The sequence below is a fragment of the Achromobacter sp. E1 genome (assembly GCF_037039475.1).
Lineage (GTDB): Bacteria > Pseudomonadota > Gammaproteobacteria > Burkholderiales > Burkholderiaceae_B > Achromobacter > Achromobacter mucicolens.
Map to the genome: position 1 here is coordinate 1,459,542 of NZ_CP146253.1, position 15,362 is coordinate 1,474,903.

Here is a 15,362-nt window from a genome sequence, read left to right on the forward strand (position 1 = left end):
CTTTCCTTACGCGATGGAAGATGCAATGGGTGGCGGACGGCGCCGCGGGGGTGCCGCGGCGGCGCCTGGACGTTGCGGGATTACGCCTTGCCCTTCTGGAAGAGCGCATCCAGTCTGGATTCGAACTCGTGATAGCCGATGCGATCGTACAGTTCCTCGCGGGTCTGCATCAGGTCGACCACGTTCTTCTGGTGGCCGTCGCGGCGGATCGCGGTGTAGACGGCCTCGGCGGCCTTGTTCATGGCCCGGAAGGCCGACAGCGGGTACAGCACCATGCCCACGCCGACGCTCTTCAGTTCTTCGACCGAGAAGAGCGGTGTCTTGCCGAATTCGGTGATGTTGGCCAGCACGGGCACCTTGACGGCCTTCACGAAGCGGTCGTAGGTGGGCAGGTCGTAGGCGGCTTCGGCGAAGATCGCGTCGGCCCCGGCTTCCACGCAGGCCAGCGCGCGTTCGATGGCGGCGTCCACGCCGTGCGAGGCAATCGCGTCGGTGCGGGCGATCAGGTAGAAGTCGCTGTCGGTGCGCGCGTCGGCGGCGGCCTTCACGCGGTCGGCCATTTCCTCGGTCGTGACGATTTCCTTGCCGGGACGGTGACCGCAGCGCTTGGCGCCCACCTGGTCCTCGATGTGGCAGGCGGCCGCGCCGAACTTGATCAGGCTCTTGACGGTGCGGGCGATGTTGAACGCCGACGGGCCGAAGCCGGTGTCGATGTCCACCAGCAGCGGCACATCGCACACGTCGGTGATGCGGCGCACGTCGGTCAGGACGTCGTCCATGGTGTTGATGCCCAGATCCGGCAGGCCCAGCGAACCGGCCGCGACGCCGCCGCCGGACAGGTAGATGGCGCGATAGCCGGCGCGCTTGGCCAAGAGGGCGTGGTTGGCGTTGATGGCGCCGATGATCTGCAGGGGATTTTCTTCGGCGAGCGCGCGGCGAAAGAGGGCGCCGGGCGAGTCGGGTCTGGACATGGTTGTCTCCTGTTCTTGGTAGCCCACGACGTTATCGCGGGTCCGAAAAATAAATCTGTCCCCTGCGCGACAATCCCGCGGCGCGTACCTTTGCGGCTTGGCAAAGAGACAGGTGTATTTACCGGTGCTGCCTGCATGGCGGGCCGCGCGTGGCGGACCCGCCTAAGGAATGGGCCCGCATGAACGGGCCCAAACCTTTACTGCGCGCTGCTTACTTCAGCAGGTCCTTGACGCCGTCGCGCTCTTCGAGGAGCTCTTTCAGCGTGAAGTCCAGGCGCTCACGCGAGAAGGCGTCGATTTCCAGGCCTTCGACGCGCTTGTATTCGCCGTTTTCGGTCGTGACCGGCACGCCGTAGATGATGCCTTCGGGGATGCCGTAGGAGCCGTCCGACGGGATGCCCATCGTGACCCACTTGCCGTTGCTGCCCAGGACCCAGTCACGGACGTGGTCGATGGCGGCGTTGGCGGCCGAAGCGGCCGAGGACAGGCCACGGGCTTCGATGATGGCGGCGCCGCGCTTGCCCACGGTGGGGATGAACGTGTCGCGGTTCCAGGCGTCGTCGTTGATGAGCTTGGACAGCGATTCGCCGCCGACGGTGGCGAAGCGGTAGTCGGGGTACATCGTGGGCGAGTGGTTGCCCCAGACGATCAGATTTTCGATGTCGGCCACGGCCTTGCCCGACTTGGCGGCCAGTTGCGACAGCGCGCGGTTGTGGTCCAGGCGCAGCATGGCGGTGAAGTTCTTGGCGGGCAGGTCCGGCGCCGACTTCATGGCGATGTAGGCGTTGGTGTTGGCGGGGTTGCCCACGACCAGCACCTTGACGTTGCGGCTGGCGACGTCGTTCAGGGCCTTGCCCTGCGCCGTGAAGATCTGCGCGTTGACGGACAGCAGGTCCTTGCGCTCCATGCCCGGGCCGCGGGGGCGGGCGCCCACCAGCAGGGCCACGTCGGCGTCCTTGAAGGCGGTGCGCGGATCGCTGTGCGCGGTCACTTCCTGCAGCAGCGGGAAGGCGCAGTCATCCAGTTCCATGATGACGCCCTTCAGGGCCTTTTGCGCTTTCTCGTCGGGGATTTCCAGCAGTTGCAGGATGACGGGTTGATCTTTACCCAGCATTTCGCCCGAGGCGATGCGGAATAGCAGTGCGTAACCGATTTGGCCGGCGGCGCCGGTGACGGCGACACGCAAGGCAGGCTTGGACATGAACGTTCTCCGTAATGGTTTGGCGAGAAAGAAATCTCACCAATCAGTGTAATCGTTGGGCGCGGAAATCCAGGCGGCCGGCAGGGCCGCCGCGCGTCGCGCGGGCAGCTTTGAATCCTAGATCGAATTAACGTAAGCGTCAATCGCTCTTCTATCTTATATAAGACATAAGACGTTGGACAGCTCGCCTCCCGATATGCCACAATAGAGCGTTTATTCGAATGCGCCGCGGCCCCGCTCGGCCGTGCGTCTGCATCAAGCCTGAAGATCGGCGGCAGCAGCGCATGCGGATGAGTTTGCATCCCTGGCGTTGTCTTCTCATTCATCCGGATAAACATGACACTCTCAAGAAGATCCATGGCAGAGCCTCGGCCCGAAACCTCCTTACGCAATCGCGCCGCCCGTCCGACGGGCGAGGGAGCCGCTTTCAGTCCGCTCTACCGCCAGATCAAGGATCTGCTTGTTCAAAGCCTCGAACGCGGCGAATGGAAGCCCGGCGAGCTCATCCCCAGCGAAATCGATCTGGCCGCCCGTTTCCAGGTGAGCCAGGGCACGGTGCGCAAGGCGGTCGATGAGCTGGCAGCCGAGCACATGCTGCTGCGCCGCCAGGGCAAGGGCACTTTTGTCGCCACCCACCACGAAGCCCGCGTGCGCTACCGTTTCCTGCGCCTGGCCCCCGACGAAGAGGGCGAGGCCGGCCGGGCGGAAAGCCGCATCCTGGAATGCCGCCGCACGCGCGCGCCCGCCGAGATCGCCCGCGCGCTCGATCTGCGCGCCGGCGAAACCGTCGTCATGATCCGCCGCCTGCTGTCCATGGGGCAGACACCGACCGTGCTGGACGACATCTGGCTGCCCGGTTCCATCTTCCGTGGTCTCACCCTGGAGCTGCTGACCGCCAACAAGGCGCCGCTCTATGGCCTTTTTGAATCCGAGTTCGGCGTCAGCATGGTGCGCGCGGACGAGAAGCTGCGCGCGGTCGCCGCGCCGGCCGAAGTCTGTACGCTGCTTAATGTTGCCGCCGGAACACCGTTGTTGCAGGTAGACCGGGTGTCTTACACGTACGGTGACCGCCCCATGGAAATCCGCCGGGGGTTGTACTTGACCGATCGATACCACTACCGCAATAGTCTGAATTGATGAGCTTTTTACCTACGATTTGATACCAACCCGTCTCTGGGCGAAAATACCGCGTTTGCCCGCAAGGGCCGCGGCAATTTTGCCGTAACGATTCCCTAGTTCCGAAACACCGAGGCCGTCATGTCCGACACCGCTGCCAAGCCACGTCCGCAGTTTCGCAATATTGGTATTGCGCAACTTGCCAGTTACCGCCTGCCCCTGGCCGGCAAGCTGTCCATTCTGCACCGCGTCAGCGGCGCGTTGTTGTTCCTCTGTCTTCCCTTGGTCATCCTGCCGCTGTTCGCGGCCAGCGTGGCCGCGCCCCAGACGTTCGCCGCCGTGGCCGCGTACGCCGGCAATCCGATCGTCAAGCTCGTTTTCCTCGTCCTCGTGTGGGGCTACCTGCACCACTTCTGTGCGGGCATCCGCTACCTGATGCTGGATCTGCACATCGGCATCGACAAGCAATCGTCCAAGAAGAGCGCCGGCGTGGTGTTCGGCGTCAGCCTCGCGCTGACCCTGGTGTTTGCTCTCAAACTGTTCGGAGTGCTGTAAATGGCCGCCGCTAAAAACTACGGACCCAAGCGCCTGGTCGTCGGCGCGCACTATGGCGTCATGGACTTCATCATCCAGCGCATCACCGCCGTCATCATGGCCGTGTACACGCTGGTGCTGCTCATCGGCATCCTCATGATGCCTGCCTTCACGTACGAGCACTGGACCGCGCTGTTCAATTTCTACGTGGGCGTTCTTCCGGTTGGCCAGATCCTGGCCACCCTTGCATTCATTGCGCTGGCCTGGCATGCCTGGATTGGCGTGCGCGACATCTGGATGGACTACGTCAAGTCGGTGGGCGTGCGCCTGCTGCTGCAAGTGCTGACGATCCTCTGGCTGGTCGGTTCGGTCGTTTACTTCGCGCAAATCCTCTGGAGCATTTAAGCCGTGGTCTCTGTCATGAAATCCCTGCCGCGCCGCCAGTTTGATGTGGTGGTCGTTGGCGCCGGCGGAGCCGGCATGCGTTGTTCGCTGCAACTGTCCCAAGCGGGGCTGTCCGTTGCGGTGCTCTCCAAAGTGTTCCCCACGCGCTCGCACACCGTTGCCGCGCAGGGCGGCGTCAGCGCCTCCCTGGGCAACATGAGCGAAGACAACTGGTACTGGCACATGTACGACACCGTCAAGGGTTCGGACTGGCTGGGCGACCAGGACGCCATCGAATTCATGTGCCGTGAAGCCCCGAATGCCGTTTACGAGCTCGAGCACTTCGGCATGCCGTTCGACCGCAACCCCGACGGCACGATCTATCAGCGTCCGTTCGGCGGCCATACCGCGAACTTCGGCGAAAAGCCCGTCCAGCGCGCCTGTGCCGCTGCCGACCGTACCGGCCACGCCCTGCTGCACACGCTCTATCAGCGCAACGTTGCCGCGCGTACCCAGTTCTTCGTCGAATGGATGGCGCTGGACCTGCTGCGCAACGAAGCCGGCGACGTCGTGGGCGTGACCGCCCTCGAAATGGAAACGGGCGAAATCTACATCCTGGAAGCCAAGACCACGGTGCTGGCCACCGGCGGCGCGGGCCGCATCTGGGCCGCTTCCACCAATGCGTTCATCAACACCGGCGACGGCCTGGGCATGGCTGCCCGTGCCGGCATCCCGCTGCAAGACATGGAATTCTGGCAGTTCCACCCGACCGGCGTGGCCGGCGCGGGCGTGCTGATCACGGAAGGCGTGCGTGGCGAAGGCGGCATCCTCTTGAACAAGGATGGCGAGCGCTTCATGGAGCGCTATGCGCCCACCCTGAAGGATCTGGCGCCGCGTGACTTCGTGTCGCGCTCGATGGACCAGGAAATCAAGGAAGGCCGCGGTTGCGGTCCGGACGGCAGCTACGTGGTGCTCAAGCTTGACCACCTGGGCGCCGACGTCATCAACAAGCGCCTGCCCTCGATCCGCGAAATCGCCATCAAGTTCGGCAACGTGGACCCGATCAAGGAACCGATCCCCGTCGTTCCGACCATCCACTACCAGATGGGCGGCATTCCGGCCAACTACCACGGCCAGGTGCTGACGCGCGAAAACGGCGAGAACAAGATCGTCAACGGCCTGTACGCCATCGGCGAATGCGCCGCGGTGTCGGTCCACGGCGCGAACCGCCTGGGCACGAACTCGCTGCTGGACCTGATCGTGTTCGGCCGCGCGACCGGCAACCACATCGTGAATTCGCATCCTGAGCGCCAGCGCGCGCACCAGGACCTGCCGCAGCAGGCCGTCGAATTCTCGCTGGACCGCATCAACAAGCTGGAATCGCGCACGTCCGGCGAAAAGACGCAAGACATCGGCAACGCCATCCGCTTCTCGATGCAGCGCCACTGCGGCGTGTTCCGCACGCTGGAGCTGCTGAACGAAGGCGTGACCCAGATCGAAGATCTGGCCAAGCAAGCCGACAGCATCTACTTCAAGGACAAGTCCAAGGTGTTCAACACCGCCCGCGTCGAGGCGCTGGAACTGGCGAACATGACCGAAGTGGCCCGCGCCACCATCAAGTCGGCCGCCGCCCGCACCGAAAGCCGCGGCGCGCATGCGCTTGACGACCACCCGACCCGCGACGACGAGAACTGGCTGAAGCACACGCTTTGGTACTCCGAAGGCAGCCGCCTGGATTACAAGCCTGTTCAGATGAAGCCGCTGACGGTCGAGTCCTTCCCGCCCAAGGCGCGTACCTTCTAAGTCCGGATTGAGCCTACTATGAGCACCAAGAGAATCGTCAAGTTCGAAATCTACCGCTACGATCCGGACAAGGACGAGCGTCCCTACATGCAGAAGCTGGACGTCGAACTCCAGCCCACCGACAAGATGCTGCTTGATGCGCTGGTGCGCATCAAGAACGACGTCGATGACAGCCTGGCCCTGCGCCGCTCGTGCCGTGAAGGCGTGTGCGGTTCGGACGCCATGAACATCAACGGTAAGAACGGCCTGGCCTGCACCACGAACCTGCGCGAACTGAAGGAACCGATCGTCCTGCGTCCGCTGCCTGGCCTGCCGGTCATCCGCGACCTGATCGTGGACATGACGCACTTCTTCAACCAGTACCACTCGATCCGCCCGTACCTCATCAACGACACGCCGCCGCCCGAAAAAGAGCGCCTGCAGTCGCCCGAGGCGCGCGAGGAACTCGATGGCCTGTACGAGTGCATCCTGTGCGCGTGCTGTTCCACTTCCTGCCCGTCGTTCTGGTGGAATCCCGACAAGTTCGTCGGCCCGGCCGGCCTGCTGCAAGCCTACCGCTTCATCGCCGACAGCCGCGACGAAGCCACCGGCGAGCGCCTGGACAACCTGGAAGACCCGTACCGTCTGTTCCGTTGCCACACGATCATGAATTGCGTCGACGTCTGTCCCAAGGGACTGAACCCGACCAAGGCGATCGGCAAGATCAAGGAACTGATGGTCCGCCGCACGGTCTAGTTTTTGTGTATTTGAGGTGTACGAATGAGCAGGCTGACTGAACTGGAGCGGGCGCGACTGCGTTGGCGGGCGCGCCGCGGCCTGCTCGAAAACGACTTGATCATCACCCGGTATCTGGATGCCCACGAAGCTGAGCTTACCGATGATGACGTGGCCGCATTGACCCAGCTTTTCGAGATGGGAGACAACGATCTTCTCGATCTGCTGCTGGCCAGAAAGGAACTCGAAGGCGAATTGGACACCCCCAAGCTTCGGGCGATTATTGGCCAGATGCGCTCGCTCTGATTAATTGAGAGGAATAAACATGAACCTGTCTGACAAAAAAGCCACTCTATCCTTCTCGGATGGCAGCGCACCCATTGAGTTCCCTGTCTACAAGGGCACGGTCGGTCCGGATGTGATCGACATCCGCAAGCTGTACGGCCAGACGGGCATGTTCACGTTTGACCCCGGCTTCATGTCGACGGCCGCGTGCGAATCCGGCATCACGTACATCGACGGCGACAAGGGCGAACTGCTGTACCGCGGCTACCCGATCGAACAGCTGGCCGTGAACTGCGACTTCATGGACATCTGCTACCTGATCCTGAACGGCGAACTGCCGAACCAGGAACAAAAGGCCGATTTCGACTCGCAAGTGACCCATCACACGATGGTCAACGAGCAACTGCACTTCTTCCTGCGCGGCTTCCGCCGCGACGCCCACCCGATGGCCGTCCTGACGGGCCTGGTGGGTGCGCTGTCCGCGTTCTACCACGACTCCACCGACATCACGAACCCGCAGCATCGCCACATCTCGGCCATCCGCCTGATCGCCAAGATGCCGACGCTGGTTGCGATGGCGTACAAGTACTCGCAAGGCCAACCGTTCATCTACCCGCAAAATGATCTGTCCTACACGGGCAACTTCCTGCGCATGATGTTCGCCACGCCGTGCGAAGACTACAAGGTCAATGAAGTCGTCGAGCGCGCGCTGGACCGCATCTTCATCCTGCACGCCGACCACGAGCAAAACGCGTCGACCTCGACCGTCCGCCTGTGCGGCTCGTCGGGCACCAACCCGTTCGCGGCTATCTCGGCTGGCGTGGCTTGCCTGTGGGGTCCGGCTCACGGCGGCGCCAACGAAGCTTGCCTGCAGATGCTCGAAGAACTGCAAGCCAACGGCGGCATCGACAAGGTTGGCGAGTTCATGGAGAAGGTCAAGGACAAGAACTCGGGCGTGCGCCTGATGGGCTTTGGCCACCGCGTCTACAAGAACTACGACCCGCGCGCCAAGCTGATGCAGGAAACCTGCAAGGAAGTGCTGGCTGCCCTGGGTCTGGAAAACGACCCGCTGTTCAAGCTGGCCATGGAACTGGAACGCATCGCCCTGGAAGATCCGTACTTCGTGCAGCGCAAGCTGTACCCGAACGTGGACTTCTACTCGGGTATCGTCCAGCGCGCCATCGGCATCCCGACCTCGCTGTTCACGGCCATCTTCGCGCTGGCCCGCACGGTGGGCTGGATCGCCCAATGGAACGAAATGCTGTCGGATCCCGATTACAAGATCGGCCGTCCGCGCCAGCTGTTCACCGGTTCGGTCACGCGCGACGTGCCCCCGATGGACAAGCGTTAATTCGCAATGCGCATCCGGAAGGCAACGCCTTCCGGCAAAACGCCAGTCAGCCCCGCGCCGACTGGCGTTTTTATTTGGCGGCTACGGGTCGGAGGCTACAGGTAGTTCATCGTGAAGGTGACTGCCGAGTTGGCCGAGCCTGGCGTGACCGTGGCGCCGGTTTGGCGGTATCGGGCGCGCAAGGGGATTTTGAAGCTGCCGCCCGTTGCACTGTTGTAGCCGGCAAACGGCAGCTTCGTTCCCAGCACGGCCGGATTTCCGTCGGCGTCCAGCAACTGCACGCCGACGCCCGTTGCCGTTGAAGTCGCGTCCAGGCCAATGACTGCGTTTGCGGCGTCCACGAAGGGCGTGGCGGCATCGATCTGGTAGTGAATGGCGCTCATGCCTGCGGGGCAGCCGTTGAGCGAAATATCGAACCCGACAAGCTGACTGGAAGCGCCCGCGCCCGTGAATACCGAAGCCTGGGGAGTTCCGAGGGATACGGAAACGTCGGGCGTGGTGCAGGCCTGCGACATCAGCAGCACCGCCATGGTGACAAACTGGATCTCCAGGCCGGGATCCTGGCTGAGCATGCTGCCGGTTTCATTCGAGAACGATGCCGCGCTTGCAATGGTTGTCGGCGGAACGACGCCGGTGGCAACGGGGCCGGTCTTGACGAACATCGCACGTAGCTGCCCGCCGTTGGTGGCGGTGCCTTGCATGTTGCATCCGCGGGTTCTCCAAGTCCGGTTGAGGGCCTGGAATGCCGCCCATCCGCAGCCGTTGACGTAGGTGCGGCCGCCGATGATGATGCCCAGGCCGTCGACGCCGGTCGCATGGACGTCGTAGGTGATTCCGTCAACCACCTTCGTCTGACCTGCGCTGGGAATAACGGTGTGCAGTCCCGTCCCCGTGCCACTGTTTCCGGAGACGCTGCAGGTGAACCAATCGGTAGTGGCTCCGGTTGTCAGCCAGTCGGTAAGGGCCGTGCCGATGGCCGCATCCCGGGGTATCGTGATGTGCGGCGGCGTGTTCACGGAAACCGAGCTTATCGTCTGGGTGCAGTTCGCGACGGCCCACGAGGTCGTGGAGCCCAGCAAGCCAAGCAGCCCGAACGCCGCGCGCAATATGGTCTTGTTCATCAGTATTTCCATCATCAGTTTTTGGCGATCCGGGTTGGCGCCGTCTTTTCGCAGAGCAGTCCGCTCGCCTGAGGCAGCGAGGCATCCTTGAGACGCTGCTCGGGCAGGGCATAGCCAAACGAGCAAGCTTCGCCGTTGTTTGCGCCCCATTTCACGGTCAGGATGCCCTGCGTGTCCTTCAACCCGCGCGCCAGCACGCGGCCGCCCTGCGCCACGACACCCACGCTGTTTCCGTCGGCGTCCCGCACGTCGGCGCCAAAGGGAAGGGGCTCTCCGCCGCGCATGGCCACCGTCAGCAGCGCCGCGCTTCCCACGTTTTCGGTTTCGAAGGTCAGCCGAACCACCGCGCCGGCGGTGGGGGCCACCTGTTGTTCGGTCGCCTTGAGCTCGACATTCAGCGGGAGCCCCTTGGGATCGAGCTCGATGCCGTTCCTGGCATAGGGCGTCAAGGTCGATACGATCGCGCGGCCTTTGGAATCCAGGCGCACCCCGGTGCTGTTGAGCACCCGCGCGCCCGCTGCGTCTTTCGCCTCGACGATCGCAACCGTTTCGCCGGTGACCGGCGTCATGACGAGGCCGCCACCATAGGCCACGACGCCGCCGGAAATGCCGCCGCCGTATTGGGTGTAGTTCGAACTGGTGCTGGCGCTGGCCGACACGGCCGTGACGGGCGTGATGTAGGAGGCGTTCGCAGCAATGCTGGTGTTGGCCGGACCGTTGGACGACACGGCGCGCCCGGCGCTGACGCCGTAGTTGAACGCGTTATCCGCGCCGAGCGAGCCCGCCACGGATTGCTGGACGCTGCTGGATCCATCCGAACCCTTTTGCATGCTGGTCGACGCATAGACCGGATTCTGGTTGCGGCCGAGCGGAATGCCCAGGTTGAGCATGACCTGGTTGTCCCACTTCTGGGTTCCCACGTTGAGTTGGCGGGTGGCCGACACGCTGTAATTCACGCGCTTGTAGCTGTTGCTGTAGGCCGCCTGGATTTGCGTGTCCCGGCCAGGCCTGTCCCAGTAATCCTGCGTCGATCCCGTGAAGTGCACGGATCCATAGCCGGCCGGCAGGTTCTGGTTGATCGTCGCCTGCAGACGGCCTCGCTGCGTGCCATATTGGCCCGCGCCTTGCCCCTGTTCTTGCCGGGATCTGAGTTCCATGGCGTCGGCCATGCTCAGGTAGCCGCGGCTGGCGTAGCGGTAGGCGGCGAGCGTGAGGCTTGTGCGAGTGGGCTCCAGAAACTTGGAGTAGCTCAGTTTGACGCTTTGCCCAGTGCGGTTTTTCTCTTTTGGCAGGCGCGTGGCGGCCTGGGTGACGTCCAGGCCAAACGCGCCGAAATCGGTGTTCAGCGCCGCGCCGCCCAATACGGCGCCGTAGCCCTGGGCCCCGGTCAGGCCGCCATAGGCGGTCACGAGATTGTTGATGCCGTGCTGCACGGTCGCTTGCGCCATCAGGGGCCGATCGGCCGTCTGCGGCGTGCGGTACTGGCCTGCGGTGACGCTGTAGCGGGTCACGCCCGGGCGCAGTGATTTCACCGCGCCGGAGAAAGGCACCCGGGACACCAGCACGCGGCCGTCGGCTTCGTTGACCACCATTTCCAGGTCGCCGCCGTAGCCGGTGGCATACAGGTCGTCAATGATGAAGGGACCGGGCGCGACGGTGGTTTCGTAAATGATGTTGCCGTTCTGGCGCACCTGGACGCGCGCGTTCGTGTTGGCGATGCCGCGCAAGGTCGGGGCGAAGCCGCGCTGCGATTCGGGAGACATGCGATCGTCGCTGGACATCTGCACGCCGCGAAACCCGACGCTGTCGAAAGTCGATCCGTCCGTGAACGCATCGCCAATCACCAGTTGGCTCTTCATGCCCGTGATGTTGCGCCGCAGATTGGTCTGCACGCTTTGATATTGCAGACCGCTCTTGCTGCCATGGGTTGCGCTGCCGGCGTGGCGCAAGCGCCAGGGACCCACGTTAGCGCCGGCATTCAGGCCTGCAAAGCTTTGGGTCGACGCCTTGCCATCGGCGCGAGAGGTGTAGAAGTTGGCGTTGTAATTCAACAGCGCGGCCGGCACGCCTTCGTCCCAATGCTTGGGGTCCACGAATCCGCGGCCCTGCCGGACCAGCGAGGCCTGGGGCACCGTCACGTTCAGCCGCTGTTCGCCCGCATCGAACTGCGCGCGCGCTTCCTGCACCAGGTCGGTCAACGCGACGCATTGGGTGCCGTTCAGCAGTTCGGCACGCGCCGCGTCGATCTTGGCAAGGTCGATGCCCACCAATTCCACCAGCGCCGAGTCGAAACAGGCCTGAAGCGGCGCGTTTGCGGAAGAGGGTTTGCCGATGCGCACGTCGGTGCGCCCCAGCCAGCGGTCGTTCACCTGCACATCGAGGCGATAGGTGCCGGGGATGGCGCTGTTCGAGCGCGAGAACTGACTGACGTCCACGTCCGCACCGCTCAGGAAGGCGTCGTTGAACTCCACGTCCGCGTTCAGGGCGGCGAGTTCGGTGGCGCCGTCGGCCCAGGCAGTTGCGCTGAGCAGGCTTAGCGTGATCGCGGCAAGCGCGAAATGCGGCGTGGTGGCGAGACGTTCCATGATGGGCAGGTGCGTGTTCAGGCGCGGCGCTGCCGGCAGGCGGATGCCGGCCGATCGCGCCGCCCTGCAGGCGTCGGGTGATGGGTTGGTGAGCGGACAGCCGGCCGGTCGGTGCGGGCCGGTAATGCTTAGGTCGCGCTAGGCGGGGCTGAGGGCGCGGGCGCCTTTGACTGCGCCGCCGTGGTCATTCAGGAAGCGGTACGAGACTTCGGCATTTGCGCCCTGGATCACGTCTCCTACCAGAGGCAGGAGCTTTTTTTCGCCGGGGGCAAGCATGTCGCCGTCGGTGAACTTGGCGCGCTTGCCGTTGCTGGCCACGTTCACTTCGATGAAGGTGACGTGATACGGCGTGGGGTTGGTGGCTTCGATAGCGTTGCGATTGCCGGACCGGACCAGACGCCAGCTGACTTGCGCGGGCGCGTCCTCGGCCTTGCCTTTGAGTCCCGCGGGGCGATAGAACAGCTTGATCCGCGACCGGAATGCCATCTGCAGGAGGTTCTGGCTGGCTTTGTCCTTGGGCGGAATTTCCAGCACGTTGAGCCAGAACACGGACTCCTTGTCCTCACTCATCGGTTCGCCCGTGTGCATCAGGCGCAGGGTCTGGCCCTTGCCCTGGTCGATGCGGGACACGGGAGGGGTCACGATAAAGGGCACCTGGATGGATCCCGGCGCCGCCTTGGCGTCGCCCGTGTCGATCCAGGTCTGGGTGAGCGCGGGCTGGTCGCCCTCGTTCTTGAGCTTGACGTTGACTTCCGCCTGGCCGGCCTCATAGACGATTCGGGTGCTGCCAATGACGACGGATGCGGTTGCCGGCGCGGCAGCGAAGATACAGCCTGCCAATGCTCCGGCTGCAAGAGCTACGTTGAATGGGTTCATCGGTTTCCTCGGACTGTAAATGGGGGCTTGACTACTGATCCGGGCGGCTGCAAACGAGCGCAAGGCCAAGCCGGGCGGCTTATTGATAAATGATGGTGTATTTGGCAGTGGCGTTCACGTTGCCCGCGCCTGCCTGGCCGAGCGCGAAATACTGAGCCTGGTAATGAAGCGTGGCCTCGCCGTTGGCCAGGGAGACGGCCTTGGAGTTCTGGGCCTCGTCGGCGACGGTGACGCTGATGGGTGTTGCGTCGCCATTCAGGAGGCGGATCTCGACGTTGGCTGCACCCCCCGCGGAGATCGTCAGGTTGCCGGTGGCGGCATTGCCGTTGGCGCCGGGTTCGAACAGGGTGTGGACCATGCCCGTACCCGGGGTGCATGCGGTCAGGCGGATGGTGAAGGGCGTGGTGCCGGCCGTTTGGCCCGCGGCCGTCAGTGAATCGACGCCGACCGTGGGCATGAGCACGTTGAAGTTCTTGCTGCCGGTGCCGTTGCCGTCGATGGTGCACGTGTTGGCGGATATGGCGCCCGTGAAATTGATCGTGCCGTCCGAGGCAAATGCCAGCTGCGAAGTGGAAGCGAGGGCGCCGATGGCCAGCGCGATGATTACTTTGGATTTCATAAGTGGATGTCTGTCAAAGGGGCTGAAAAGCAATGCGCCGACGGTGCTTTTCAGAGGTTTATGGCGTACTTCTCGGCGACATGTGTGATTACAGTCGGTCCGAGAAGTGGTGTCTTTAATAAAATTCTGATAATTCGCCAGAGAGTAATTTTGCGGATAGCATCACCGCCATGATTCCGATAGCACTTCCCAGCGCCAGTTTTTTCATTCTGCTCACGGCCGGCTTTTTCGCCGGCCTGTTGTTGTTGGGCTGGGGCGTCGCCCTGGCGGCCAGCGGCCGCGCCCGGCGCACCGTCCGCAAGTACTGGAAGACGTCCATCGTGCTTTGCCTGGCGCTGGCCGCGCCGTTCAGCTTCTATGCGTGGTTCCAGGCGGTGATGTGGCAGGTGGGCCGGGACATCGAGCGCAAGCAGGCGGCGCTGCGCGTCACGTTGCAGGAGCCCGCAGTGGTTGGCGGCGTGGCGATGCCGGCGGGCACGCGCCTGACGCTGAAGGACGAGGGCAAGCTCGACACCTACGTCGAGGCCAGTTTTCCGCAAGCGGTGCAGATGCTGGGCGTTCAGGCAACGTCGGCCCGGCGCTACCTGGACACCGAGTACGAACCGCAAACCTATGCCACGCTTGGCCGGCACCCGCGCACGGTCATCCTGCGGGGCGCGGGCGTGCAGACCGTGCAAGGGTGGGGGTGCGACGGCGCACACGACATCGAGTTCGCCGTCGAACCGGACGGCGCCATGAAGGCGTTCGAACAATGCGTGCTGGCGCCGGGCAACGAGGCCGCGGGCCTGGCCATCGGGGCAGGCACGGCGTTGCGCGGATCAAGCGGCACGGTCTACACGGATGGTTCGCGGGACACCGACCGCTGGCGGCTCGAAGTGGAGAGCGAGGCAGCCGTGCCGCTTTACGGGCTGTTTCTCAGCCGGCCCACGCTCTATCTGGATGCGTCGCGCAACGTATTGCGGGTCACGGACGCGGAGCTGGCGTGCCGCACGCAGTTCGGCGGCCTGACGTACCCCGCCGGCACGCAGTTCAAGACCGCGCGGCGGGGCGCGGGGCAGGATCGTGAACCGTACCCGGGCGTCCTGGTCTTCAGTCCTTGGAACGGGCAGGCCGCGGTTCGGCCCGGCCACGAGGACGTGCCCGAAGGCATGTCCGTGATGCATGCGCCGCAAGGTGAGTTCATCAAAATCGTCAGCAACGACGCGGCGGGTGTGTTCCGCTTTGACACGTTCGTTGTCGACGGCAAGGAGCCGGCGCGCCCGGCACGCGCCCGCTGCCCATAGCCGCCGGCATCAGTAGCCGATGCCGCGCGCCATCAGCACCGCAAAGAGCGGCAGAAAGATGAACAGGTGCGAAGCGATCATCACCCAGCGCCGCGCGCGCTTGATCTCGGGCAGGGCCGGGACGAACTCCGGCTGCTGGCGCCGTTGCTTTGCCCAGCGCAGAAAGGTCAGCGTGGGCGGAATGGAACAGAGCGCGATGACGACAAAGAGCGAAATCTTCGCGTGGAACCAGGGATTGCCCATGTAGAACGCGGCGCCCTTGGCGCCGGCGGTCAGCCGCAGCACGCCGGTGATGAGGACGAGGACTGCGCTCACGCCATAGAGGCGGTCGTAGATGATGAGGCGCTTGACACCGGCGGGCGTCAGGTCGGGGCGCAGCAATACGGCTTCGGCGGTGAGCACCACCACCAGAACGAAGATCGCCAGGTAGTGGAACCAGGCATACATTGCATCGGCCAGCATGTCGTCTCCAGGTAAAGGTCAAGCTAGGTTTTACCATCCAAAAAAGAAAACGGGCGC

Annotated in this window: 15 protein-coding genes; 8 read left to right on the top strand and 7 right to left on the bottom strand. The window is 63.7% G+C overall.

Annotated features, from left to right (window positions below; all coding sequences use genetic code 11):
• Positions 1 to 80: 80 nt before the first annotated feature.
• Positions 81 to 971 (bottom strand): methylisocitrate lyase, encoded by an 891-nt coding sequence (prpB, locus tag V6V88_RS06670; RefSeq protein ID WP_056322077.1) that lies wholly within the window; start codon positions 969 to 971, stop codon positions 81 to 83.
• Between the two features lie 211 nt (positions 972 to 1,182).
• Positions 1,183 to 2,172 (bottom strand): malate dehydrogenase, encoded by a 990-nt coding sequence (locus V6V88_RS06675; RefSeq protein WP_056322080.1) that lies wholly within the window; start codon positions 2,170 to 2,172, stop codon positions 1,183 to 1,185.
• Between the two features lie 357 nt (positions 2,173 to 2,529).
• Here V6V88_RS06675 and V6V88_RS06680 point away from each other — a divergent pair, with 357 nt between their 5' ends.
• The 7 genes from V6V88_RS06680 to V6V88_RS06710 all read left to right on the top strand — a co-directional run bounded on the left by V6V88_RS06680 (position 2,530) and on the right by V6V88_RS06710 (position 8,359).
• A complete protein-coding gene (locus V6V88_RS06680) occupies positions 2,530 to 3,309 on the top strand; it encodes a GntR family transcriptional regulator (protein ID WP_056322083.1) in 780 nt (259 codons plus the stop codon).
• A gap of 120 nt (positions 3,310 to 3,429) precedes the next feature.
• Entirely contained in the window at positions 3,430 to 3,843 is a 414-nt protein-coding gene (gene sdhC / locus V6V88_RS06685; RefSeq protein WP_056322086.1) for a succinate dehydrogenase, cytochrome b556 subunit, read from the top strand.
• Positions 3,844 to 4,227: a succinate dehydrogenase, hydrophobic membrane anchor protein gene (gene sdhD / locus V6V88_RS06690; RefSeq protein ID WP_056567857.1), complete on the top strand. Its 384-nt coding sequence runs from the start codon at positions 3,844 to 3,846 to the stop codon at positions 4,225 to 4,227.
• Between the two features lie 3 nt (positions 4,228 to 4,230).
• Positions 4,231 to 6,009 (top strand): succinate dehydrogenase flavoprotein subunit, encoded by a 1,779-nt coding sequence (gene sdhA, locus V6V88_RS06695; RefSeq protein ID WP_056322092.1) that lies wholly within the window; start codon positions 4,231 to 4,233, stop codon positions 6,007 to 6,009.
• Between the two features lie 18 nt (positions 6,010 to 6,027).
• Positions 6,028 to 6,744 carry a succinate dehydrogenase iron-sulfur subunit gene (locus V6V88_RS06700; protein ID WP_056322095.1) on the top strand — a complete coding sequence of 239 codons (717 nt, stop codon included), beginning with the start codon at positions 6,028 to 6,030 and terminating at the stop codon, positions 6,742 to 6,744.
• 24 nt (positions 6,745 to 6,768) lie between these two features.
• Positions 6,769 to 7,029 carry a succinate dehydrogenase assembly factor 2 gene (locus V6V88_RS06705; protein ID WP_056322097.1) on the top strand — a complete coding sequence of 87 codons (261 nt, stop codon included), beginning with the start codon at positions 6,769 to 6,771 and terminating at the stop codon, positions 7,027 to 7,029.
• A 19-nt stretch (positions 7,030 to 7,048) separates the two neighbouring features.
• Positions 7,049 to 8,359: a citrate synthase gene (locus tag V6V88_RS06710; RefSeq protein ID WP_056322100.1), complete on the top strand. Its 1,311-nt coding sequence runs from the start codon at positions 7,049 to 7,051 to the stop codon at positions 8,357 to 8,359.
• A gap of 95 nt (positions 8,360 to 8,454) precedes the next feature.
• Here the strand turns inward: V6V88_RS06710 and V6V88_RS06715 are convergent, their stop codons facing one another.
• The 4 genes from V6V88_RS06715 to V6V88_RS06730 form a co-directional block, all read right to left on the bottom strand.
• Positions 8,455 to 9,480, bottom strand: a complete 1,026-nt coding sequence (locus tag V6V88_RS06715) for a fimbrial protein (RefSeq protein WP_338618526.1) — start codon at positions 9,478 to 9,480, stop codon at positions 8,455 to 8,457.
• A gap of 14 nt (positions 9,481 to 9,494) precedes the next feature.
• A complete protein-coding gene (locus V6V88_RS06720; RefSeq protein WP_338618529.1) occupies positions 9,495 to 12,065 on the bottom strand; it encodes a fimbria/pilus outer membrane usher protein in 2,571 nt (856 codons plus the stop codon).
• Positions 12,066 to 12,203: 138 nt separating this feature from the next.
• A complete protein-coding gene (locus tag V6V88_RS06725; protein WP_056322109.1) occupies positions 12,204 to 12,941 on the bottom strand; it encodes a fimbria/pilus periplasmic chaperone in 738 nt (245 codons plus the stop codon).
• 79 nt (positions 12,942 to 13,020) lie between these two features.
• Positions 13,021 to 13,560: a fimbrial protein gene (locus V6V88_RS06730; RefSeq protein ID WP_056322111.1), complete on the bottom strand. Its 540-nt coding sequence runs from the start codon at positions 13,558 to 13,560 to the stop codon at positions 13,021 to 13,023.
• 170 nt (positions 13,561 to 13,730) lie between these two features.
• Between V6V88_RS06730 and V6V88_RS06735 the strand changes: the two genes are divergently transcribed.
• Positions 13,731 to 14,843, top strand: a complete 1,113-nt coding sequence (locus tag V6V88_RS06735) for a hypothetical protein (protein ID WP_338618533.1) — start codon at positions 13,731 to 13,733, stop codon at positions 14,841 to 14,843.
• Between the two features lie 9 nt (positions 14,844 to 14,852).
• Here V6V88_RS06735 and V6V88_RS06740 read toward each other — a convergent pair whose 3' ends face one another.
• On the bottom strand, positions 14,853 to 15,305 hold the full coding sequence (locus V6V88_RS06740) for a DUF2214 family protein (protein ID WP_128827706.1): 453 nt from the start codon (positions 15,303 to 15,305) through the stop codon (positions 14,853 to 14,855).
• Between the last annotated feature and the right edge of the window lie 57 nt (positions 15,306 to 15,362).

Excerpts from the sequence above, each read along its gene's own strand:
- V6V88_RS06720 (WP_338618529.1), bottom strand. The coding sequence starts at position 12,065 with ATGGAACGTCTCGCCACCACGCCGCATTTCGCGCTTGCCGCGATCACG.
- prpB (WP_056322077.1), bottom strand. The coding sequence starts at position 971 with ATGTCCAGACCCGACTCGCCCGGCGCCCTCTTTCGCCGCGCGCTCGCC.
- V6V88_RS06740 (WP_128827706.1), bottom strand. The coding sequence starts at position 15,305 with ATGCTGGCCGATGCAATGTATGCCTGGTTCCACTACCTGGCGATCTTC.
- V6V88_RS06705 (WP_056322097.1), top strand. The coding sequence starts at position 6,769 with ATGAGCAGGCTGACTGAACTGGAGCGGGCGCGACTGCGTTGGCGGGCG.
- sdhC (WP_056322086.1), top strand. The coding sequence starts at position 3,430 with ATGTCCGACACCGCTGCCAAGCCACGTCCGCAGTTTCGCAATATTGGT.
- V6V88_RS06675 (WP_056322080.1), bottom strand. The coding sequence starts at position 2,172 with ATGTCCAAGCCTGCCTTGCGTGTCGCCGTCACCGGCGCCGCCGGCCAA.
- V6V88_RS06735 (WP_338618533.1), top strand. The coding sequence starts at position 13,731 with ATGATTCCGATAGCACTTCCCAGCGCCAGTTTTTTCATTCTGCTCACG.
- sdhD (WP_056567857.1), top strand. The coding sequence starts at position 3,844 with ATGGCCGCCGCTAAAAACTACGGACCCAAGCGCCTGGTCGTCGGCGCG.
- V6V88_RS06680 (WP_056322083.1), top strand. The coding sequence starts at position 2,530 with ATGGCAGAGCCTCGGCCCGAAACCTCCTTACGCAATCGCGCCGCCCGT.
- V6V88_RS06710 (WP_056322100.1), top strand. The coding sequence starts at position 7,049 with ATGAACCTGTCTGACAAAAAAGCCACTCTATCCTTCTCGGATGGCAGC.
- V6V88_RS06725 (WP_056322109.1), bottom strand. The coding sequence starts at position 12,941 with ATGAACCCATTCAACGTAGCTCTTGCAGCCGGAGCATTGGCAGGCTGT.
- V6V88_RS06715 (WP_338618526.1), bottom strand. The coding sequence starts at position 9,480 with ATGAACAAGACCATATTGCGCGCGGCGTTCGGGCTGCTTGGCTTGCTG.
- V6V88_RS06700 (WP_056322095.1), top strand. The coding sequence starts at position 6,028 with ATGAGCACCAAGAGAATCGTCAAGTTCGAAATCTACCGCTACGATCCG.
- V6V88_RS06730 (WP_056322111.1), bottom strand. The coding sequence starts at position 13,560 with ATGAAATCCAAAGTAATCATCGCGCTGGCCATCGGCGCCCTCGCTTCC.